18 protein-coding genes and 1 pseudogene are annotated in these 22,536 nt (G+C 60.7%); 1 reads left to right on the top strand and 18 read right to left on the bottom strand.

What is annotated here, in order from left to right:
• Position 1: 1 nt before the first annotated feature.
• The 5 genes from ccoP to EN885_RS17500 form a co-directional block, all read right to left on the bottom strand.
• Entirely contained in the window at positions 2 to 865 is an 864-nt protein-coding gene (gene ccoP / locus EN885_RS17520) for a cytochrome-c oxidase, cbb3-type subunit III (protein ID WP_095488536.1), read from the bottom strand.
• Positions 866 to 867: 2 nt separating this feature from the next.
• Entirely contained in the window at positions 868 to 1,017 is a 150-nt protein-coding gene (locus EN885_RS17515) for a cbb3-type cytochrome c oxidase subunit 3 (protein WP_024502864.1), read from the bottom strand.
• 11 nt (positions 1,018 to 1,028) lie between these two features.
• A complete protein-coding gene (ccoO, locus tag EN885_RS17510) occupies positions 1,029 to 1,760 on the bottom strand; it encodes a cytochrome-c oxidase, cbb3-type subunit II (protein ID WP_128242900.1) in 732 nt (243 codons plus the stop codon).
• Positions 1,760 to 3,379, bottom strand: coding sequence for a cytochrome-c oxidase, cbb3-type subunit I (ccoN, locus tag EN885_RS17505; RefSeq protein WP_095488538.1), 1,620 nt, complete (start codon positions 3,377 to 3,379; stop codon positions 1,760 to 1,762). Before ccoN ends, ccoO begins: the two co-directional genes overlap by 1 nt.
• A 501-nt stretch (positions 3,380 to 3,880) precedes the next feature.
• Entirely contained in the window at positions 3,881 to 4,624 is a 744-nt protein-coding gene (locus EN885_RS17500) for a Crp/Fnr family transcriptional regulator (RefSeq protein ID WP_128242901.1), read from the bottom strand.
• Between the two features lie 151 nt (positions 4,625 to 4,775).
• Between EN885_RS17500 and hemN the strand changes: the two are divergent.
• A pseudogene (hemN, locus tag EN885_RS17495) lies at positions 4,776 to 6,124 on the top strand (oxygen-independent coproporphyrinogen III oxidase).
• 236 nt (positions 6,125 to 6,360) lie between these two features.
• On the opposite strand, the gene EN885_RS17490 reads toward hemN, so the two are convergent.
• The 13 genes from EN885_RS17490 to EN885_RS17430 form a co-directional block, all read right to left on the bottom strand.
• Positions 6,361 to 6,603 (bottom strand): DUF2274 domain-containing protein, encoded by a 243-nt coding sequence (locus EN885_RS17490; RefSeq protein ID WP_128242902.1) that lies wholly within the window; start codon positions 6,601 to 6,603, stop codon positions 6,361 to 6,363.
• Positions 6,604 to 6,615: 12 nt separating this feature from the next.
• Positions 6,616 to 7,830: a TrbI/VirB10 family protein gene (locus tag EN885_RS17485; protein ID WP_095488540.1), complete on the bottom strand. Its 1,215-nt coding sequence runs from the start codon at positions 7,828 to 7,830 to the stop codon at positions 6,616 to 6,618.
• Between the two features lie 11 nt (positions 7,831 to 7,841).
• Positions 7,842 to 8,855, bottom strand: coding sequence for a P-type conjugative transfer protein TrbG (gene trbG / locus EN885_RS17480; RefSeq protein WP_164759110.1), 1,014 nt, complete (start codon positions 8,853 to 8,855; stop codon positions 7,842 to 7,844).
• Between the two features lies 1 nt (position 8,856).
• Positions 8,857 to 9,588, bottom strand: coding sequence for a conjugal transfer protein TrbF (gene trbF / locus EN885_RS17475; protein WP_029354943.1), 732 nt, complete (start codon positions 9,586 to 9,588; stop codon positions 8,857 to 8,859).
• Positions 9,589 to 10,911: a P-type conjugative transfer protein TrbL gene (gene trbL, locus EN885_RS17470; RefSeq protein WP_128242903.1), complete on the bottom strand. Its 1,323-nt coding sequence runs from the start codon at positions 10,909 to 10,911 to the stop codon at positions 9,589 to 9,591.
• A gap of 33 nt (positions 10,912 to 10,944) precedes the next feature.
• The gene (gene trbJ / locus EN885_RS17465) at positions 10,945 to 11,670 is read right to left on the bottom strand and encodes a P-type conjugative transfer protein TrbJ (RefSeq protein WP_095488543.1); all 726 of its coding nucleotides are present in this window, start codon (positions 11,668 to 11,670) and stop codon (positions 10,945 to 10,947) included.
• Positions 11,667 to 14,117, bottom strand: a complete 2,451-nt coding sequence (gene trbE / locus EN885_RS17460; RefSeq protein WP_127294630.1) for a conjugal transfer protein TrbE — start codon at positions 14,115 to 14,117, stop codon at positions 11,667 to 11,669. The genes trbJ and trbE overlap by 4 nt, the downstream gene beginning before the upstream one ends.
• Entirely contained in the window at positions 14,111 to 14,383 is a 273-nt protein-coding gene (locus EN885_RS17455) for a VirB3 family type IV secretion system protein (RefSeq protein WP_024502852.1), read from the bottom strand. Before EN885_RS17455 ends, trbE begins: the two co-directional genes overlap by 7 nt.
• Positions 14,383 to 14,691 carry a TrbC/VirB2 family protein gene (locus EN885_RS17450; protein ID WP_024502851.1) on the bottom strand — a complete coding sequence of 103 codons (309 nt, stop codon included), beginning with the start codon at positions 14,689 to 14,691 and terminating at the stop codon, positions 14,383 to 14,385. Before EN885_RS17450 ends, EN885_RS17455 begins: the two co-directional genes overlap by 1 nt.
• Before the next feature lie 12 nt (positions 14,692 to 14,703).
• Positions 14,704 to 15,672 (bottom strand): P-type conjugative transfer ATPase TrbB, encoded by a 969-nt coding sequence (gene trbB / locus EN885_RS17445; RefSeq protein ID WP_128242904.1) that lies wholly within the window; start codon positions 15,670 to 15,672, stop codon positions 14,704 to 14,706.
• Entirely contained in the window at positions 15,669 to 16,082 is a 414-nt protein-coding gene (locus EN885_RS17440; RefSeq protein ID WP_095488561.1) for a CopG family transcriptional regulator, read from the bottom strand. The genes trbB and EN885_RS17440 overlap by 4 nt, the downstream gene beginning before the upstream one ends.
• 116 nt (positions 16,083 to 16,198) lie before the next feature.
• Complete coding sequence (locus EN885_RS17435) at positions 16,199 to 18,223, bottom strand: conjugal transfer protein TraG (protein ID WP_024502848.1); 2,025 nt, start codon at positions 18,221 to 18,223, stop codon at positions 16,199 to 16,201.
• 219 nt (positions 18,224 to 18,442) lie between these two features.
• Positions 18,443 to 21,907 carry a Ulp1 family isopeptidase gene (locus tag EN885_RS17430; RefSeq protein ID WP_245493086.1) on the bottom strand — a complete coding sequence of 1,155 codons (3,465 nt, stop codon included), beginning with the start codon at positions 21,905 to 21,907 and terminating at the stop codon, positions 18,443 to 18,445.
• Between the last annotated feature and the right edge of the window lie 629 nt (positions 21,908 to 22,536).

Genomic DNA, 22,536 nt, shown 5'->3' with positions numbered 1-22,536 from the left:
CCTATTCTCCGCCGCCAAGCGAATGGACATAAACTGCAAGTTCCTTGACCTTGATTTCGCCGAGACGGCCAACCCAGGCCGGCATGATACCCTGCTTTGGCGCACGAACCTGGGCGGCGATGGCCGTCTCGCCGGACCCGTAAAGCCAGATCGCGTCGGTCAGGTCGGGGGCGCCGAATTCCCTGTTGCCTTTTGCATTGTCGCCGTGACAGGCGACGCAGTTCTCGGCAAAGACCTTGGCGCCGGGTTGGATCAGACTTGCATCGCGGACCTTGCCGGAAAGGCTGGCCACGTAGGCGCTGACTTGTGCGATCTGGTCGGCGGCGATGATGTCGCCGAAGGCCGGCATTTCTGACAGTCGCGTGTCCGGATCGGAAGCAAAGCGGAGGCCGTGCGTGATCGTCTGCTGGATCTGGTCGGGGCTGCCGCCCCACAGCCAGTCATCGTCATTCAGGTTGGGAAAGCCCTTCGATCCCTGAGCGCCGGAGCCGTGGCATTGCGTACAGTTGACCTTGAACGCGGCAGCCCCGGCAGCGACCGCGAATTCGCGCAAGTCATCGTCAGTCAAGATCTCCGAGACGCTGTTTGCCTGGATGGCTGCAACATACTTGCCATTGGCGGCCTCGGCCGCGGCAAGGTCGTTCTTGACGTCCTTACGGCTTGAATAGCCGAGCATGCCCTTGGTTGCCGAGGTCAGCATCGGCCATGCCGGGTATGCGGTCGTATAGACGAGCGCCCACGCTATGGTGACGTAGAAGGTAATCACCCACCATCGCGGCAGAGGATTGTTGAGCTCCCTGATGCCGTCCCATTCATGCCCGGTGGTTGAGACGCCGGAGACCTCATCGATGTGCTCGTCGCTCATGATCACTCGTCCTCGAGCGGAATGCGGGCAGCTTCGTCGGCCAGCCTTCGGCTGCCGGGGCGTAGGGCAAAGGCGATGCACCCGACGAAGAACAGCGCCATCGCAACCAGGCCCCAGCTGTCGGCAAACGCCCGCATCAAATTGTAGGTCATCAGCGTTCTCCTCAGCGGTAGCCGGCGGCTTCGTCGTAATTTTTGAAGTCGACCAGTGTGCCAAGCATCTGCAGGTAGGCGAGCAGGGCATCCATTTCGGTGACCTGTTGCGGGTTGCCGTCGAAGTCGCCGATCTTGGCTTTGGGGTAACGCGCCTCAAGGCCTGATGTGTCGGCATTGGGATCGGCCTGCGCCGCCAAATCCGCATTGGCGTGCGCGATCATGTCATCGGTGTAAGGGACGGCTACACGCCTGTTGGCGATCAGATGCGTCGAGAAATCCTTCACGTCGATCGGCGTGTCTTTCAGGAACCCATAGCTCGGCATGATCGATTCCGGCACCACCGAGCGCGGGTCGGTAAGATGCGCGACATGCCATGCATTCGAGTAGCGGTCGCCAACCCTGGCGAGATCCGGCCCGGTGCGCTTCGATCCCCACTGGAAGGGGTGATCGTACATGGACTCGGCAGCAAGGCTGTAGTGGCCATAGCGCTCAACTTCGTCGCGGAACGGCCTGATCATCTGGCTATGGCAGAGAAAGCAGCCCTCGCGCATATAGATGTTGCGCCCGACAAGTTCGAGCGGCGAATAGGGGCGGATCCCTTCCACCTTCTCGATCGTATTGTCGAGATAGAAGAGAGGCGCTATCTCGACGATACCGCCGACCGTCACCACGAGCAGCGAGCCAACGAGAAGAAGCGTGGCGTTCTTCTCGATGATTGCGTGTTTGTCCATCAAGCCCATCACCTGGCTCCTGATCGCGCAGGTCGGATGGCGACGGGGCTCGGCATCGGCTCCTCCTCGCGCTGGTGGCCGAGGATGGTCATGGTGATGTTCCAGGCCATGATCAGGGCGCCGGAGAGGTACATGGCCCCACCGATGGCGCGCATGACGTAGTATGGGTGCATGGCAGCGACGGTTTCGGCGAAGGAATAGACCAGGAAGCCCTGCTGGTCGTATTCACGCCACATCAGGCCCTGCATGATGCCTGACACCCACATGACCGAGGCGTAGACGACGATCCCGAGTGTCGCCAGCCAGAAGTGCCAGGTGACGAGCCGCAGCGAGTAGAGCCGGTGACGGTTCCAGAGCTTCGGCACCATGTAGTAGATTGCGCCGAACGAGATCATGCCAACCCAGCCGAGCGCGCCCGAATGGACGTGGCCGATGGTCCAGTCGGTATAATGCGACAGCGAATTAACCGCCCTGATCGCCATGATCGGGCCTTCGAAGGTCGACATGCCATAGAAGGCGACGGCCATCACCATCATGCGGATGATCGGATCGGTGCGCAGCTTGTCCCAGGCGCCGGACAGCGTCATCAGACCGTTGATCATGCCGCCCCATGACGGCATCCACAGCATGATCGAGAACGCCATGCCGAGCGTCTGCGCCCAGTCGGGCAAGGCGGTATAGTGCAGGTGATGCGGGCCAGCCCAGATGTAGAGAAAGATGATCGCCCAGAAATGGACGATCGACAGCCGGTACGAATAGACTGGCCGGTTCGCCTGCTTGGGCACAAAGTAATACATCATGCCGAGAAAGCCGGCGGTGAGGAAGAAGCCGACCGCGTTGTGGCCGTACCACCATTGCGTCAGCGCATCTTGGACACCGGAAAAGGCGGAGTAGCTCTTGGAGCCCAGGAACGAGACTGGCATCGACAGGTTGTTGACCACATGCAGCATCGCGATGGTCACGATGAAGGAGAGGTAGAACCAGTTGGCGACGTAGATGTGCGGTTCCTTGCGCTTCAGGATCGTGCCAAGGAATAGGATAAGGTAAGCGACCCAGACGATGGTCAGCCAGACATCCACATACCATTCGGGTTCGGCGTATTCGCGGCCCTCGGTGATGCCGAGCAGATAGCCGGTCGCGGCCATGACGATGAAAAGCTGGTAGCCCCAGAAGACGAACCAGGCGAGATCACCGCCGAAGAGGCGGGCGCGGCAGGTGCGCTGCACGACATACAGAGACGTGCAAAGCAGCGCGTTGCCACCGAAGGCGAAGACGACACCGGATGTATGCAGCGGCCGCAAACGGCCGAAATTGAACCAGGGCTGGATGTTGAGATCGGGATAGGCGAGCTGAAGCGCGATCACCACGCCGACCAGCATGCCGACGACACCCCAGAACACGGTGGCGATCGCGCCGTAGCGGATCGGACCGTCCATGTGAGCGGATGGGTCGATCGGAGCTGCTGGCTTGAACTCCGTGTTGCGCAACAGGATCGCAGTGAAACCAGCCACTGCGAAGAACAACACCCACATATGTCGGCGGAAAGGTTCATCCACGCCGAAGCCGGCGGCCACCAGGGCCGCAAAAGCGAACACGCTTAGAAGGACGATCTCAGTGCCGAATTTCATTGCAGATCCCGATCTCGAATCTGGTGGATGCCAAATCCGCAGCGCACTAATTGCGCAGCCGCCGCCCCCTCGCCCTGATCTATGTCAGGCCGCACGATTTTGTGTCGGCGGCGCAATCAGCAGGTGGCGAATGAACGAGGAACGCAGCGCGGGCTCACCCCCTCATGGACAAGGGAGGCGTTCCCTGGGTTGGGCGGGCGCAGACGCGATCGATTGAGGCGAAAGCTGAGGCTCTGCGACGCGTTGGATGCTATTGCCGATGCCCTACCAAACGTTGTTCGAATCCCATTGGAAACGAACGCGATCGTTCGGCCGAGCCGTGGCAGCTTAAGGACCGTGCTTCGCCGGTATGTGCCGAAATACACCTGGCGATTGGTCATCGTCCCTATCAAAGCCCGAAAGCTGTCACGACCGTGACGCCGCTTCTTCGAAGGCGCGGCGAGATCGCATTAGAAGGCAAACACGGCCCGCCCCGGAGCCATGCGACATGGGCCTCGCCGCTTAGGGCCGCTCGCGTCCGCCGCCACAGCGCTTCTCCAGACGGCTTATGCTGTCCACCGTCACATGGCGTGCGTTCTCAATCCGAATCACCCCGTCAGCCCGCAATCGCGTCAGTTGGCGGCTCACGGTTTCGTTGGTAATTCCAAGGAAATCAGAGATTTCGGCACGCGTCAGCGGCAGATCGAAGGACGCTGACTTGGAAGCCGCGTCGAGACTGGAATCGATATTCCGGGCCATCATGAGGAGAAAACTCGCCACCTTTTCCGGAGCTGTCTTGCGCCCCAGCGTCACCATCCACTCGCGCGCCTCATCGAGTTCATTCAGCGTCTGTTCGAGCAGGCGATGCTCGAATTCCCGTGACGCCTTCATCATCCGTTCGACGGCCGCTCGCGGAAACGAGCACAGCGTGACTGCTGTTGCCGCTTCCGCATTGATCGAGCTTTCCACCTTGAAAGGACGTCCCAGAAAATCCGGTGCAAACTGGAGACCGACGATCTGCTGGCGCCCATCCGACAGGCTCTTTGATAGCTTTACCACGCCTGAAAGCACGTTCGAGTAGCTGTCGACGTTCTGTGCCTCGCCGGTCAACTCCATTCCTGACTCGATCCGGCGACGCGAGCAAGTCTTGGCGAGCCCAACCAAATTGTCTGGATCGAGCGCACCGCAGACACCGCGACGCCGTGCCTCGCAAGGGAGGCAAAGAACAGGAATGCCGGAAGTATGAATGTCTTGCCGAAAGGTCATGCGTTCGCTTTACCCGATCCTAACTGCCGGCAGGATACCCATCCAGGGTAGAGAAGTCCTGCGGCGGTTTGTCCATGCGCGCGGCTGATCGAGATCAGGGTCTGCTTCAGCGATGCGTGCAGTGTTCGGCGGGCAACACGGTGAACGCGAGATGCAATCGGAAATAGCTGTCAAACTCAGCGAGAACGTCCCACGCTACACCAGCTATCCGACGGCGCCGCATTTCCATTCCGGGGTCGATGCTGCCATTTACCGTGGCTGGTTGGAGGCGCTGGAAAGTGGCGACGAAATCTCGCTGTATTTGCACATTCCTTACTGCGACAAGCTCTGCTGGTTCTGCGCCTGCCACACCAAGCAGACGCACCAATATGAGCCGGTGGCCGCTTATCTGCGCTCGCTGAATGCTAAATCGTCACGATTGCCGGTCTGGTGAGCGGCAAGGCACATGTCCGTGCAATCCACTTCGGTGGCGGTTCGCCAACGATGCTGAGGCCCGATGACATGGTTGCTCTTGGAGCGGCCTTGCGGGACAGCTTCGACCTTCTCCCGGATGCTACGGTCAGCATCGAAATCGGAACCAACGACATGGACAAGGCGCGCCTTGATGCGCTTGCTCAAATCGGCGTAACGCGGGCGAGCCTCGGCGTGCAGGATTTCGATCCGCAAGTGCAAAAAGCAATTAATCGTGAGCAAAGTTTTTTGCAGACCAAGGCAGTCGTCGACGGGGTTCGTTCGCGGGGCGTTGAATCGGTCAATCTGGACCTGCTCTACGGGCTCCCGAATCAGACACGCGAGACGATCTGTTCCACGGTGGCGCAGGCACTGACCTTGGAACCAGACCGGATGGCTCTGTTCGGCTACGCACATGTGCCCTGGTTCAAGAAGCATCAGACGATGATCGACGAGGCATGGCTGCCGAGTCCCACCGAGCGTTTCGCCCAATCTCAACTCGCGGCGCGGGCAATTGTCGCCAAGGGATATGAGGCAATAGGACTCGATCATTTCGCGAAGCCCGACGATGCGCTGGCCATAGCGGCCCGCGCAGGGGTTTTGCATCGCAATTTTCAGGGCTACACCGAGGATCGCTGCCCGACACTGATCGGACTTGGCCCTTCGTCCATCGGTCGTTTTCGCCAAGGCTACGTGCAGAACATGGCTTCGACTGCCGGGTACGGGCGCATGGTTGCGGATGGCGGGTTGGCTGCCGTCCGGGGCGTTGCCCTTTCCGACGACGATCGCGTCCGTGGCTGGATAATCGAGCGGCTGATGTGTGATTTTGCCTTCTCGGCAGTCGATCTGGTGGAGCGGTTCGGCAAAGCCGGCGAGAAGCTCCTTCATCGCTCGAGGTCCATCGCCCTCCACGATCCTGCCCGAGCGCTTGAATTCGATGGCGACAGTTTCGTCGTACGGGCTGAAAGTCGCCCCTTCGTTCGAACCATCGCGGCCAAGTTCGATACATATTTCAAAGGGGGAACGGCGAGGCACTCGGTGGCGGTCTGAGCAAAGCACAGTGCGCTCGCCGTTTGGTCGATCGCGAACCAGCTGCGTTTCATTTTGACCGCTCATAGGCGACTACCGCATCCAATCGAAAATGCAAACTTAGGCTGTTGCGCGGTATTTCCTTCCACATCCTCTCTTACGCATACCTGCATTCCAAGGTGTTTGATCCTATGCTTCGCGAGGAGCAGGTAGGCCGCGACAGCTAGGCAATGTTCCAGCTGCCTCTAGCGGAGGAGTCACGATTTTTCGGAAAGCTCCGTCGGCAGACCTTCTTTTCGGGCCTTGGCAAAGGCTCGGTCGCCTTCCAGAAACGCCGCCAGCATGAAAGGGATGAGTTCTGCCACGGTTTCAGACTGACGATAGGTCTGACGGTAAAGTGCAGCATACTCCTTGAGTGTTTGGCCCAGCTCCGCGCTGACGGTAATGGTGATCTTCGAAGCTGTTCGGTCTGGAAGCTTTCCAAGTTTCAGGTCAGCCATGGTAACTCCTGCTCAACTCGCGTATGGCCGCAGCACGATGTCCTTGTGCACGATGACGCGCAGTGGCCAACCTGGGCGGACGATGATGGTGGGCTGGATATTGAGGTTTTTTTCGGTGATGCGCTGGCCGGCTCGACTGGCGTTCTGCTGGGCTGATTCCCGGATCGCCTTGACCAGATCGCTCTCGTTTTCGCCGAGGCTGAATTCCGTGCCGACACCGAGCAATGTGGCAAGCGCCACCCCCTTGATCAGCTGCCAGGTGTGGAAATCGACTTTGTCTTCCAGCCCTGCGTAGCCGGCGGTGTCGCTCGCGGGCAGATTGTCGATTTCGACCGACGAGCCGTCGGGCAGCAGAATGCGCTGCCAGACCAGCAGCGCTCGCTTTTGCCCGAACGCGACGACGCTGTCGTAGACGCCGATAAGACGTGAGCCCTGCGGAATCAGCAATATGTTGCCCGTGACCGTGTCGTGCACATTCTCGGTGACTTGCGCGACGACAAGGCCCGGCAAATCGGAATTGATGCCGGTGATCAGGCTGGCGGCAATCACGCTGCCAGCCATCAGTTGATACGGCGAGATCGGCGTCTGCAGCGCATGCGGATTGTAGATCCCGCCAGTGCTCCGCTGGCTGAGGAAATCAAGCTTTCGCTGCTGATTGTTCTGGTCGCTTTCCGCCGGCGCCACCGAGGCTGACGCGCGTGCTGCTTCGGATTGGGGAAGTGCCTCAAATGGATGCTGAGCAGTTTGCACGCTCTCACCGACATCTGTCTGTTGAGCTCGATTTTCGACGCGGAAAAGCACCTGCGATTCACGCGCTTCGATCGCCTGCTGCGCTAGACGCTGCTCCTCGGCCGAGATGTCTTGGCCCGGCACGATGCCGAGCTGGCGCTGCCGCTCGAGGATGGGGCGACCGAGGTCGCCCGGCAAAGGTGGCCCAAGGACGGGAGACTTCGGCTTCATGCCGGAATAGTCATGGGGAAGCGTATCGAGTCCCTCGACGGTTGGTTTGCGCTCAGTGCTGTAGAGATCTTCCGCCTGATCCCTGATGCGAAGGGCCGGCCCCTGGAGCGCCATCATGGCAACGCCGAACACAGCGCCGGATCCGAGCGCTGCGATCGCGATGATCACACCGCGCCTGAACCGCACCACGCGGCGGGGAGAGGCCCGAAGCTGCAGTTCCTCGGGATCCAGTTTCGGCGGGATGCCAGAGCGGGAATTTTCGATCATGAGCCCTCACCTCACCGGCTGGAACGCGAAAAGAGCGAGATCCGCCGTAGCGGTTGCCTGTCGTCAATCCTGCTGATGCGGATCACCTGCTGCTGCTTGGTGCCGAGGCGAAGTTCGGCCGCGGCGAAGAGCCGATCGACGATGTAATAGTTGCCGCGCACGCGATAGTTGACGAGCTCGCTGCTCCCATCTGCGCCGACGATGAAGAGTGGTGGCGCCTCGCCCTGATCTATGCGACGAGGGAACTCAATATAGACCTTGCTGCCGTCGTCGAAGGCTCGCGTCGGTCTCCAGGGCGGTGTGTCGCCACTGATCGAGTAGCGAAAGCGAAGGTTTTCGAGCGCGATATTCGACGCGACCGGTGTAACTGCCTCGGCTTGAGCATTGCGCTGGCGAAGCGCGATGATCTGGTCTTGGCTGTAGGTCCAGGAGATTGCCGCCATTGCTGTCTTCTCGGTGCTTTGAAGCTGCAAATGATAGGTCCGCCGGTCCGTCGTAATGACGACATTGGTGGCAAGACCCGGCGCGAAGGGTTTCACCAGAACATGGGTGCGCTGATTGTCACCGGTGCCGCTTGCAGTATCGCCTATGACCCAGCGCACGGTGTCGCCAGCCGACACGGCGGTTAGTTTCTCGCCCGGCTGCAGAGCGATGTCGGTCACGCGCTCCGGCGCGGCATAGAGCTGATAAAGCGCGCCATCGGTGAAGGGGTAGACTTGCACGGCATTAACATACCCGTACTTGGTGGGTTGCTGGGTCGCGGCTTTGTTGGCATCAGCGACGCGTTCTTCAGGGGGGCGCTTGTCCTCGGCCTTGCCGGGCTCGGGCTGCAATTGGCCAGGCAGCGGCAGTGGTTTTGGCACCTCGACAATTCTAATCGGCCTCTCCGGCGCCTTCTCGATCGCGGCCGGTTTGAAGTCAGCAGCGTCATAGGAAATCTCAGGCGGCGGCACCTTCTTCGATGCACAAGCGGAAACGACCGCTGCCGACACCGATAGGATCAGCACGGCACGAATCGGTGACATTTTATCTTTCATTGGTGGACTCCGTCGGAGAAAGCGGGGGTGGGACGGCGCTGTCGAGCTCGCGTGACCAGTCAATGGCGTTGATGAAGACGCCGAGCGGATTCTTGCGCAGCTGATCCGTATTGCTTGGCGAGCGGATCACGATCGTGAGGATCGCAGTCCAGCGCATCGTGCTGGCAAGGCTTCCGCGCTCAAACACCTGCTCGGTCCATTTGACCTGGAATGAACTTTCGGAGGCCCTGACCACGCTGGTGACCTGTACCGAGACACTGCGCGTTCCGATCTGACCGAAGGGGTCGTTCGCCTTGGCGTATTCGTTGAGGAAGAGCGCTGCGCGATCGCTAGCAAAGTCGTAAGCTGCCAACCAGTTCTGCCGTACCAAAACCGGATCGGTGGAAACGGAACGGACATTCTGGATGAAGCGGCCGAGATGCCAGGCGATCTGAGCATCCGAGGGCTCATAATTCCGGATTGCCGGCGCGACGGCGCGCGTCTCGCCGAAGCCATCGACCTCGACGACGTAAGGCACGACACGGCTTTGCATCGACTGCCATACGAGTCCGCCGGAAAGTCCGGTCGCCAAGGCCAGGCACCCAAGGGCCATGAGCCGCCAGTTCCTGGCCTGCAGTCGAGATGAGCCGATGCGCTCGTCCCACAGCTGGGCGGCTTTTTGATAGGGCGTGACCGGTTCGGGTGTTTTGCCGTAACGGTGCACGGGTCGCTTGAAGAGCATCTAGTCATCCTTGTCGTTGAGAGAGGGGTTGGCGCTGCCTCCCGGCCGGTCTCCGTCTCGGACAGCTTGCATGGCAGCGTGGCGATGTGCACGGGCGGTCTGTTCAGAACGTAGGCGCCTTGCCCACGTCGGCGCCGAAACAGTGGCCGAACCGGCAGAGCGTTCGGTCATTGACGCGGTCGGCGTGCCGCCGGTCGCGGTCCACGCGGCATCGCGCCCGGCATCGGCGTTGCGCCCAACACTTGCAGTGGCGGATCGCGCTACGCGTATAGCGGCGCCGCCAGCGGCACTGGTTACACCATGCATTCCAGCAGCCACACCGGAGAGGCCAACGTCGGGCGAGGTTGCGCGCCCGATCTGCCAGGACGTGGAAGCAGCCGATCCCATTGTTGTGCCGGCGCGGATGGCGGCGAGACCGCCGCTGGTTGCCATACGCGCGCCAGAAAATGCCGTGCCTCCAGCAACGAGTGATACACCCGCTGCCGCCGCGGTCGTGCCGAGGGCGGCGCCCGCGCCAAGCTGCGGTGCGCCTGAGACAAGACCCGACGCGATCCCCGGCCCAAAAATGCCAAGGCCAAGCAGTGCCAGTGCGCCCAGTACCTGGGACATGGCAGCGGCCAGATCCGGCTCCTTGCCTTGCAATGCGGAAGCGAACTCCCCGAAGAGCGTGGAGCCGATGCCGACAATGACGGCGAGCACCATCACCTTGATGCCTGACGAGATAACATGGCCGAGCACGCGTTCGGCCAGGAAGGCTGAACGGTTCCAAAGTGCGAATGGAACCAAAACAAAACCTGCCAGCGTGGTGAGCTTGAACTCAAGGATGGTGATGAAAAGCTGGATGGAAAGGATGAAGAAGGCGATGATGACCAGGAACCAGGCCATCAGCAGCACGAAGATGGTCAGTGCGTTGCCGAAGATTTCCGGGAAGCCCAGGAGCTGACTGGCTTGGTCAAGCATTGGCCAAGCACCTTCGAAACCGGTCGCGGCAATGCGGCCCGGGCGCAAGAGATTGTCTGCCGACAGATTGCCGGCCGACGCCTTAATCCCGAGACCGGCAAAAGAACGATAAACGATATCGGCGAGGTTCTTGAAATTGTTCAGGATGAAGGCGAAGACGCCAACATAGAGCACCTTGCGGACAGGCCGGCCGAGAACGCTGGTTTCGTCGCCGAACGCCCACGCCAGGCCGGCAAGTGTGATGTCAATGCCGATCAGAATGGTAGTGAGGAAGGCGACGTCGCCCGATAGCAGACCGAACCCGCTGTCGATGTAGCGGATGAAGGTCTCCATGAAGCGATCGATGACGCCAAGGTCGTTCATGCCGCTGCCTTCCTCGTCGTGATGAACTCGTGATTAATTGCCGGGATAAGCCGAGCCGGTACCCAAGAATCGCTTCGTCATCTCGCGGGCGGCTTCCTCTGACTGGGCCTTGCGGGCGGCATCCTCGGCCTCAGCTCGAAACTGCGTTGCGAGCAGCGTCTGGATCTGCATCTGCTGCTTTGTCGAAAGCGCCATCAGCTGGTTGGTGGCCTGGCTTGCCTGAAGCGCACCGGCCGCCCCTTGGCTGCGGTTGACGAGATCGGCGAGCAGATCGCCGTCGGCGCGGACGTTCTCGACGATTTGCGACTGGACCCCCATGGTCTGGCGGAACGCCTGCATGGCGGTTTGCCAACGCTCGCGCGCAGCACTCGCCACATCGCTGACCTTGATCGTGGCGTCGTAGCTTTCCGGATATTGGCTGCGCCACTGGTCTTGAAGCTTGCCCAGATCAAAGCTGAGGCCACTCGCCTGGTCCATCAAGCCGTCGATGCGATGGAGCGAACCGGTGAGTTGGCCAACGGAAGAGAAATCCAGACGCTGAAGATTGCGCGCCATGTTCTGCAGCATGGTCGCCTGATTCTGCAGCGACTGGATCTGGTTGTTGATCTGCTCCAATGCGCGCGCGGCCGTCAGCACGTTCTGCGCATAATTGGACGGATCGAACACGATAAGGGCGTAGGCGGGCTGCACATAGTCGGCCATAGGCTTGGCGATCAGGGAAACGGTGATCAGGCCGGAGAGAAGGCGTCGCCGCATCATGCTAATTGCTCCTTGTCTGGTTGAGGGAATTGCTTGAGAAGTTCGCCGGCCCAATCGAGGCCGCGCGCGATCAGGAACTGCGAGGCAAAGCTGCCTTGCCCGTCTTCGGACATGATCCTGTCGATCAGAGTCTGCGTGGCCGGATCGGAAGCACCGCAAAGCGCAAGAGCGATGGGGCCAAGCTCGAGCTCGAACAGACGGTTGCCGCGGCGCGATTGCAGATAATACTGACGCTTCGGCGTGGCGCGGGCGATCAATTCGATCTGCCGCTCGCTTAAACCGAAGCGCTCGTAGGCTGTGCGCGCCTGGGGTTCCACGGCACGATCATTGGGAAGGAAAATGCGCTGCGGGCAGCTTTCGATGATTGCCGGCGCTATGCCAGAGCCCGCGATATCAGCCAGCGACTGCGTAGCGAAGACAACCGACACGTTCTTCTTTCGCAGCACCTTCAGCCATTCGCGGATGCGGGCGGCGAACAGCGGATTGTCGAGATAGACCCACGCCTCGTCGAGCATGATCAGCGTGGGCCGTCCGTCGAACCGTTCCTCAAGTCGCTGGAACAGATAGGTAAGCACCGGCAGCAAAGCGCCTTGGCTGTGCATTAACTCCTCGGTCTCGAAACACTGCACATCCGACAAGGCCAGCCCATCATGATCGGCATCGAGCAGGCGGCCGAAGGGACCGTCGAGCGTGTAGGGCATCAATGCGGTCTTCAGCGCATTGGATTGAAGCAGGACCGAAAGACCGGTCAGTGTGCGTTCCTGCGCCGGCGCGGTGGCAAGGCTGGCCAGCGCTGACCAAATAGCCTCCTTCACCTCCGGCGTGACGGTGACGTTCTCGTGGGCAACAAGGCTGGCGATCCATTCGGCCGCCCAGCTTCGGCTAGCCTGGTCGTTGATGCTGCGCAGTGGCTGAAAGGCAAGGGAACCGTCCGCTCCTAGCGCGTGGTGTTCTCCACCCATGGCAAGTGTTGCAGCACGGGCCGAATTGCCTTTGTCGAAGACATAAACCTGGGCGCCGGCATAGCGCCTGAACTGCAGAGCAATCAGAGCAAGCAGAACCGACTTGCCGGCGCCGGTCGGACCAACAACCAGCATGTGGCCGACATCTTCGACGTGGGTGGAAAGCCGAAACGGTGTCGACCCACTGGTCTCGGCAACGAAAAGCGGTGGCGCTTCGGTTTGGGTGACTTTCGCGAGATGCTCGTTTGTCGCAGGACCGGCCCAAACCGACGACAGCGGCATGAGATGGGCAAGGTTCAATGTATGAACGAGCGGTTGGCGAACGTTAGCGTAGACATGGCCAGGCAATGAGCCGAGCCAAGCCTCGACCGCATTGACGCCTTCTCGGATCGTGGTGAAGCCGAGCCCATTGATGATGCGCTCGACCGCGCGAAGCTTCTCTGCAGCGGCTTGGCGATCCTCGCCCCACACCGTCACGGTGGTGGTGAGATAGCCGAAGCTCACATGATCGCCGCCCAATGCCTGAAGGGCTTCGTCGGCATCGAGCGCCTTGTTGTCGGCATCGCTATCGACAAGCGGGACCGGCTCGTTGGTAATGACCTCGCGTAGGATTGCCACGATCGATTTGCGCTTGGCAAACCACTGCCGGCGCAACCGCGTCAGCGTCTTCGTGGCTTCCGTTTTCTCGAGCGGAATGAAGCGCGTCATCCAGCGATAGGCGAAATCCTGATGATTGAGGGTATCGAGGATCCCGGGCCGGGTGAGGTTCGGAAAGCCGAGGATGGTCAGTGTGCGAAGATGCTGCTCACCCAGCATCGGCTCCAGGCCACCGGTAAGCGGCGCATCGACCAGTATTGCATCCAGATATATCGGCGTTTCGGGGGCCATGATAGGATGGCGGCGAGGCGAAATCGTGCCGTGGAGGTAGGTCAGCGTCTGAGCATCATCGAGGACGCGTACTTCGGACATGAAACCCGAGAAGAGATCGAGCACGCGGTTGGTCTCGTCACGGAACCTCGCCAGATCCTGGCGCCAGTCTCTTTCTCCTTGGGAATAATGAGAGTCGACGAGCGCGCTTTCTGCGCGCGCCTGGGCGTCCGGCGGTGGCATAAACACCAAGGTCAGATGATAGCGGCTCTCGTAGTGCGCTACCTTCCCCTCGAAAGCAGCGCGGCGTTCTTCGTCGACCAGCCACGACGCGGCGTCAGGAAAATGCGAGTTCGGATAGCCCAGCGCTTCTATGCGCTCGGCCTCAAAGAACAATGCCCAGCCAGAGCCAAGGCGTCTGAGAGCATTGTTCGCCCGGGCGCAAATGCCGACGAGTTCAGCCTCCGTCGCACTTTCGAGATCCGGGCCGCGGAACCGCAACGTCCGCTGAAAGCTGCCGTCCTTGTTGAGCACGATGCCGGGCGCCACCAAGGCAGCCCAGGGTAGATGGTCGGCAAGCCGGTCGGCTTTGCTTCGATATTCCGAAAGGTTCAGCATGCAAGCCACCCCTTCAGACGTAGGTGGCGCACAAGCACGCTGGCGAAGTCCGGATCGCGTCTTGCGGCAAAGACCGCTAACGAGTGGCCCGCGATCCAAAGCACCAGACCAGCAATCCATTGCTGCAAGCCGAAGCCAATGGCCGCGGCCACTGTACCGTTGAGGATCGCCACCGCGCGCGGAGCCCCGCCGAGCAGGATCGGCTCGGTCAGCGCCCGGTGGACCGGTACTGCGAAGCCCTCGATATGCTGCTCCCCGGCGGCCATCAGACGAGCGCCCCACCACCGAAGGAGAAGAAGGAGAGGAAGAAGCTCGATGCCGCGAAGGCGATCGACAGACCGAAGACGATCTGAATCAGGCGCCGAAAACCACCGGCGGTGTCGCCGAAGGCAAGCGTCAGGCCGGTGGTGATAATGATGATCACCGCAACGATCTTGGCGACCGGTCCCTGCACGGACTCCAGGATCTGCTGCAGCGGCTGCTCCCACGGCATGCCGGAGCCGGCCGCATAAACCGGGGCCGTGATAAGAAACGCGAGCGCTGTGGACGAAAGAAAGCGAAGCTTCTTGCGCATGAGGAAGGCCTTTCAAAGCTGCTGGAGTTGCGAAAGCGTGAGCGGGGCAACGGCGTAATCGCCGCTGCCGTCGAGACCGGTGACCTCGGCGATTGCGTCGATGTGGCGCGACGAGCCGCGTCCCGCTATAAAGACGATCAGATCTATCGCCTCAGCGATGAGCCGGCGGGGAACGGTGACCACCGCTTCCTGGGCGAGTTGCTCAATGCGATAGAGAGCCGAGCGCGCGGAATTGGCGTGTACGGTAGCGATGCCGCCTGGGTGCCCGGTGTTCCATGCCTTCAGCATGTCGAGCGCTTCCGCGCCCCTCACCTCGCCCACGATGATGCGGTCCGGCCTGAGCCTCAGCGTCGAGCGCACGAGATCGGCAAGGGTGACCGAGCCCCGCCTCGTTCTCAGGGCAACGCAGTCCCTGGCCGCGCACTGCAGTTCGCGTGTGTCCTCGATCAGGATCACCCGATCGTCGCATTCGGCGACTTCAGCCAGCAGAGCGTTGGCGAGTGTTGTCTTCCCCGAGGAAGTGCCGCCGGCGATCAGCATGTTGCGCCGCTCGTGGACGGCCTTTTTCAGCGCATCGGCCTGCAGCGGCAGCATGATGCGTTCGGCAACATAGTCGGCCAGGGTGTAGACTTTCGCGGCGGGCTTGCGGATGGCAAAACATGGCGCCAACACCACAGGTGGCAGCAGGCCTTCGAAGCGTTCGCCAGACGGCAATTCGGCACTGACGATCGGGTTGTCGGCGTGCGCCTCGGCGCGCACGTGCGAAGCAACCAGGCGGATGATACGTTCTGCCTCGGACGGGTGCATGTGAACGTCGGTATCGACCCGACCTTCGCCTAACCGGTCGAGTCGCAGCGCGCCGTCGGGATTGACCATCACCTCGATGACGGACGGATCGGCCAGGGCTTCGGTGATTGCCGGACCCATGGCGGTGCGTAGCATGACACGCCGCCGGTGGTCGGCCTCGGGATGAGAGCTCATCCTTCCCCTCCCCCACCATTGTCTTTGCTAAGCGACTTTTTGCCGGAAGCGATCTGGCGGCCGACCTTCTCAACGAATTTCTCGAAACGCTCTTGGGCAATAGCCTGCGTTGCCCGATCCGGGACCGGCGTGTGGGCATGAAGGGTGATCGAAAAGCGGATGAAGAGCGCCAGGCTCTCCAGGATCACCTCGGAATCGCGCCTGACGTGGGCAAGATCGCGGGAGAGCCGGTCAAGCCTTACGCCGTAGCGCCGATCGAACTCGCTCTCGCCACGCCGCTCGATGAACGCCTCGATCGCCTTCGCCACGATCGCTGATTTGGTCGTTGACGGATCGCGACTGAGGTTGTCCAGTTTCTCGCTGAGCTCCGGCTCAAGCAGAAACTGATGGCGAATGCGGTGCGGCTTCATGCGGCTCGTTCCGACGGCCCGGCGTTGCGCCGGCGACGGGAGAAGCATCGGCCAGACGCTCAAAATTGCTTATGGCCGTTATCTACGCTGAGGTGCGCTCTGCAACTCAGCGGACTTCAGAAGCCGGGAATGACATCGTCGCCCCTGCCCTCGTTGATACCGTAGGCGCGGGCCGCAGTGGAAATCCGATCCATGACACGCTTGTCCGCGAGCGCTTCGCTGTCATCGTCTGCGGGCTTGTACAGATCGGCCTGATCGGGCTCTTGAGAGACAACAACGTCTTCTTCGGGCAGGCTTGGATGGCGTTGCTGCTGAACGCCTCCCTCGTCTTCAACTGGCGCGTCGGCGCTTTCCTCGTCCGCAGCAAGTCGGCTATCGACGCTGCACACTTGTCCAGTCCAGCCGTCCGGGCGTGATGCAGGGCAGTCCGCATAGGGCCCGTCGTGCAGCACCGGCGCAGGCAGCACCCGATCTGTGAAATTCTGATCCTGATAATAGCGCAGCTTCTTGGCGCGGATCGGCGGCAACCCAGAAACCAGGACCAATTCGTCTGACGGCGGCAATTGCATCACCTCGCCTGGCGTCAGGAGCGGGCGCGCGGTTTCCTGGCGGCTCACCATGACATGTGAAAGCCAGGGCGCAAGCCGATGGCCCGCATAGTTGCGCATCGACCTAAGTTCGGTTGCGGTGCCGAGGGCATCCGAGATGCGCTTGGCCGTGCGTTCGTCATTGGAGGAAAAGGCAATTCGCACGTGGCAATTGTCGAGAATAGCATTGTTCTCGCCATAGGCCTTTGAAACCTGGTTCAAAGATTGTGCGATCAGATAGGAGCGAATGCCATAACCTGCCATGAAGGCGAGCGCCGTTTCGAAGAAGTCGAGGCGACCGAGCGCCGGAAACTCGTCCAGCATCATGAGCAGCTGATGCTTACGGCTCTTCTTCGGGTCCCCCTCCAGACGCTCCGTCAACCGCCTGCCGATCTGGTTCAAGATCAGTCGCACCAAAGGCTTGGTGCGCGAGATATCCGAAGGCGGCACGACCAGATAGAGCGACAGCGGTCGCTCTCCATCCACTAGGTCAGCGATGCGCCAGTCGCAGGACGAAGTGGCCGCCGCGACCGTTGGATCACGATAAAGCCCGAGAAAGGACATGGCGGTCGAGAGGACGCCTGAGCGCTCGTTTTCCGACTTGTTCAGGAGTTCGCGAGCCGCCGAGGCCACTACGGGATGGACCTGAGGGTTATGCCCCGTCCCGAGATGGTTTGTCGTCATCATCCGCCGTAGCGTTGCGGCAAACGAGCGTTGCGGGTCCGACAGGAAGGTGGCGACGCGGGCCAGCGTCTTGTCCTCTTCAGCGTAGAGCACGTGCAAAATGGCGCCAACTAGGAGTGAATGGCTGGTCTTCTCCCAGTGGTTCCGTCGCTCCAGCGCGCCCTCGGGATCGACGAGGATGTCGGCGATGTTTTGAACGTCCCGGATCTCATCTGGGCCTTTGCGCACCTCCAGCAGCGGGTTGTAGCGTGCCGATCTCGGGTCGGTCGGATTGAACAGAAGGCAGTACGAGAATTTCGACCGCCAGCCGGAGGTCAACTGCCAATTTTCGCCTTTTATATCATGAATGATGGCAGACCCGGTCCAGGAAAGTAGCGTTGGAACAACCAGCCCCACGCCCTTGCCCGAACGCGTCGGCGCAAATGCCATGACGTGCTCCGGGCCGTCATGGCGCAGATAGCGATCGTTCAGCCTACCGAGGAAAACGCCCGCCGGCCGTAACAACCCTGCCGTCTCGACCTCATGAGTCGTGGCCCACCGTGAAGACCCATAGGTCGTAACCGACCCGCGCTGTCGCGCGCGCAAAAGCGAGCCAGCGATTGCGGCGGCACAGCCCAGGAATCCGCTGGCGCCTGCAAGCGTACCGGCTTTGTCGAAGACCTCCGGCGCATAAGCATCGAAGTGGAACCACCATTCAAACAGCTTCCACGGCTTGTAGATTGGCCAGCCGGCGAAGAGAAACCATGGTGCGCCGAGAGGCGTCTGGTAGGTCAGCATTTGAGCGCACCATTGGGTTGCCGTCCATACGCCGATAATGACAATTGCGCACACAACGGCGATCTGCCCGATCAGTAGCTTCGTAGGTGTCATCGGCTTGGCCCGCTGAACAACGCGACCTAGCATCGCGCGGCGCAGCCGGGACAGGAATGTTCCTCACATACGATTTGGGAGCAATGAACGACTTCCTACGTATGCAGGTCGGTCAGCACGCGTGTTGCGCCTTCACGCGACACCATCCGCCACTCCATCCTTTCCATTCACCCTGAGGCCCGGCGCCGCCGACAGTTGCGTGACCGCTCCTCCGCAAAGTTATCTTCTGCGTTCAGGGAGCCACGGCGCCTGGGCTGGCTGATGAACACCGTCCGCTCGCGCATGTGGGGTCGAATTGATTTGTGCCCAAGTGGAGGCAGGCTCGTCTTCCAACAGTTGCCGCAGTTCCCCTGGCTCGAACGCCATCATCGGTGGGGAAGCGGGTTCATCCTCCAACAGTTGCCGCAGTTCCCCTGGCTCGAACGCCATCATCGGTGGGGAAGCGGGTTCATCCTCCAACAGCTGCCGCAGTTCCCCTGGCTCGAACGCCATCATTGGTGGGGAGGCAGGCTCGTCCTCCAACAGTTGCCGCAGTTCCCCTGGCTCGAACGCCATCATTGATGGGGAGGCAGGTTCGTCCTCCAACAGTTGCCGCAGTTCCCCTGGCTCGAACGCCATCATTGGTGGGGAGGCAGGCTCGTCTTCCAACAGTTGCCGCAGTTCCCCTGGCTCGAATGCCATCATCGGTGGGGAGGCGGGTTCATCCTCCAGCAGCTGCCGCGGCTCTTCCTCGTGCGGCAAGCGCCTCCTTAGCCGGTCTTGCAGCGCCTGCCGATCGGCAACGAGGTTGTCGAGGGGCAGCGGCTCGTGGTCTGGCCGCTGCCCTTTCACCAATCGTTCAACCAGCGCCCACGTGCCCTCCAGGACAAATACGCCGCAATCATAATGGTTCGTCTGTCTGGCCATGGGGGCTGGCGCCAAGGTGGCATTCAGCAGTCCTGCGAGCTGTTTTGCAGGCACGTCGTTATATCCCTCTCGCTGGAGGGAGTCGTAGTGATAGGCGAACCGCCTTTCCGGGTCGCGGCGATCAACGAGCAGCAGCGACCAATGGGTGCCGGGGCTAGTAGCCGTGCCATTATTCACTGGCAAGAACAGGAAGTCGGCTGTGGCGTTGTTTTGATTATAGATGGACTGCAATATGCCTCGAGCGTCTTGCGGCGACGTGTGTCGCAGTAGATGGGATACGGAAGGATCCACCAGCCGAGTCCGGGCAGCGAGCGCCGGATTGATCCCCTGCAGTTGCCCCTCCAGCAAATTGTAATCTCTCTGGATATGGGCGTCGCTCAGCCATTCGGCGGCGCCGAGCACCCGCCCCGTTGCAACGTTGGACGGGGCTGTCGGATCGAGCGCCCCGATCTGAGCCCCAGAGGAACTGGTAGTCAGTGTGGTCACATCAACCAGTGGAAGGCCGCGGTAGGTGCCTGGCAGCCTAGCGGTTGCTGGCGAGGCGGGTTGGGGAGCTCTTGCCGGTGCCGCTGGCCCAGCTTCAGCAGCGGCCCCAACGCGCCTGGTGACTGCGTCTGCCGGATGAGCAGAAAGGACAGTTTCGCGCCCGAGCACAATGCGCGGCAGGATATCCCGGAGGTGAGCCAATGCAGAACTGATACTTAGCCTATTACCATAGGAGACAGCCTTGAAGCTCTCAACATCTTTATCCAGCGATTTGTCGTGAATCCGAGCCGCAATCCCAAGCTTGTTATTTTGACGCAGGTACTGACTAAAATGTCTAAGAAAATTTGTATAGCCGCCCACGGTATCTGGATTCCGTCCGGTCGCAGGCGCTGCCAGGTACTCCTTGGTCGAAGCGGCTCTGTAATTTCTAATGAGCTCGGCATCGTCAGGATAGGGGATCACGACAGGGCGAGCCATAATCGGGGCTCCGCCTGTCGACTTCTTGAGGTAACGCAGTGCGCCAGCCACGGTGGAGGAACCACCCGTACTCTCGTACTCCTTGAGATCCTGATCCAGCGACGAATGGTAAAGCCGAGCAGCAAACCCTGGCTTGTTGTTTTGAAGGAGCCACCGACTAAAGCCGAAAAGAGAATTTACATTGTAAGTGACCGTGTTCGCTTTGGCCTTACCCGCGTGGAATGCTGCCCTCAGCCCTTCGATAGCGGTCGCATCGTTGGAATAGACAGGACGCTTGTCGGCACCGTCGGGGACTACAATTGGACGATCCGGCTGCACTGTCGAGGGCATCGACCCACCACCTCCGGGATGCGGTGCTGGGGTGGATTCGTGCTCATCCCTCTGCCTGACGAGCTGCGCCTCACATTCCGGTGTAGCCACCTTATGAGGATCCTGCATCGGTTCGATCCCCTCCATCTCCTGCTGCAACCAAGCCAAAGCTTGGCGAGCGGCCTGCGCGGCTTCATCAACCGCGGAGGATGTCTCCACACCTCTGGCGGACGCCGGCAGAGCCTGCTCCGCCCGCCGTCGAAAGAGCTCTGGCGAGGCGGATTTCTCCGCCCACAATCTGGGCTGCGTAGCGAGTCCCCGTCCAGATTTATGTGGCACCGCCTCGCTTGGCAGCGGGCTGCTCCTGTCCCGTGCAGCTACCAGCTCCTCCGGGGCGCCCTGGTCGCCGTGGCGCCAGTTCAAGTGAGGGACGGCCTCTCCAAAGTCGGGCGCTTGGTGTTGGTGCGCGGTTGGGGCGAGAGACAATGGTAGATCGGTGCCCTCCTTATAACCTACCGGCAGGAGCTCCTCTGGCCAATCGAATCCCTGCTGTGGTGCGGTATGCTGAGCAGCGTCGCCACGGGGACGAGCCTCCATGCTGACCGCGTTTTCCAGATGATTCCCGAGTATAACGCGCGGCGGGTTCTTGCGGAGATAAACTAGCGCAGATTCGATCGGAGCTCCACCATTAGAGGAGGCGGCCTTGTAGCTCTCAACATCTTTATCCAGCGATTTATCGTAAATGCGACCCGCAATTCCGAGCTTGTCATTTTGACGTAGGTAATGACTGAAATGGTTAAGAGCAGTTGCGTAGCCGCTCGCGGATCTGAAATGTCTGGTGAGCGCGGCGTCGTCAGGATGGGGGTTCAGGACAGCGCGACCCACAATCGGGCCGGCTCCGCCCATCGACTTCATCAATTGACGCAGTGCGCCAGCCACGGTGGAGGAACCACCCCTACTCTCGTACTCCTCGAGATCCTGGCTCAGCGACGGATGGTAAAGCCGAGCAGCAAGCCCTGGCTTGTTGTTTTGAAAGAGCCAACGACTAAAGCCGAAAAGAGAATTTGTGCTGCGAGTGACCGTGTCCGGCCTGGCTTTACCCGCAAGGAGTGCTGACTTCAGCCCTTCGATGGCGGTGGCATCGTTGGAATAAACAGGACGCTTGTCGGCACCGTCGGGGACCACAATTGGACGATCCGGCTGCACTGTCGAGGGCATCGACCCGTCGAGATGCGGTGCTGGGGTGTATTCGTGCTCGTCCCCCTGCATCACAAGTTGCGCCTCCCGTTCCGATGTACCCACCTGATGGGTGGGGAGTTGCATCATCACGCGAGCGCCTGAGTTGCCAACCTCACCTGGTTGCCGCTCAGTGACAGCATGCTGCAGATTGCTTTGGATCCTCTGCCTCTTCGTTGGTCTCAACTCACCTTTACCATGCGAGCCATTGACGAGGACCTCCTCGCCTGGCGCACCCATCAACTCGTCCGCCGCCTGCAGTTCGCCCAAGTGCTGCTCAAAACCGGCTTGGCCGGCCTGTCCGCTTGCTCGTGCGGTACGGCGTGCTGCACCTGCAGCCAAGCTGCCACGATGAATGTCTAGTTTGTACGGGTGCACGCTATCCTCACTTCCACAGATCACATGAGCAACCTACTCAGGCAAGCTTTCGAGAGGCTGACGAGGTCCGCCGCCGCGGAAGGCGAAGGCTGGTTTTCTGCTCAGCGGTTGACGGCCTCGCGTGTTGCGGCCGCGCCGGGTATCACGCCAATCAATCTGAATAGTCGATGCGTCAAACGAACCAGGATGGGATTTTCGTAGCGGGGCTGCTCTACTCACTCTTGTCCTGAGGGCAGAATTCAACCATATCGCCGAGCAACTGGATGCCGATTGGATACCCGATCCGGAAAGCTTCAGCTCCTATGTGACGCGATGATGAGGCCTGGTCTCGCAGCGGCATGCGTTCCGAGAGATGCTGCACCAGGTACGAGGCGACCTTATCCAACAAGGCACCACTTGCGCTGTTTTGTGGAGACGAGCGTCGGCATGCATCCATGCGGGTGCTTGAGTGGTGAAGACTCTGAACGACGGTTCCTATGGCGCTGCCGGCGCAATCAGCTGCTTGGGGACGCGTGACGCAG

The sequence above is a fragment of the Mesorhizobium sp. M6A.T.Cr.TU.014.01.1.1 genome, from assembly GCF_004022765.1.
Lineage (GTDB): Bacteria > Pseudomonadota > Alphaproteobacteria > Rhizobiales > Rhizobiaceae > Mesorhizobium > Mesorhizobium mediterraneum.
This window is presented reverse-complemented; position numbering and strand designations above follow the sequence as displayed.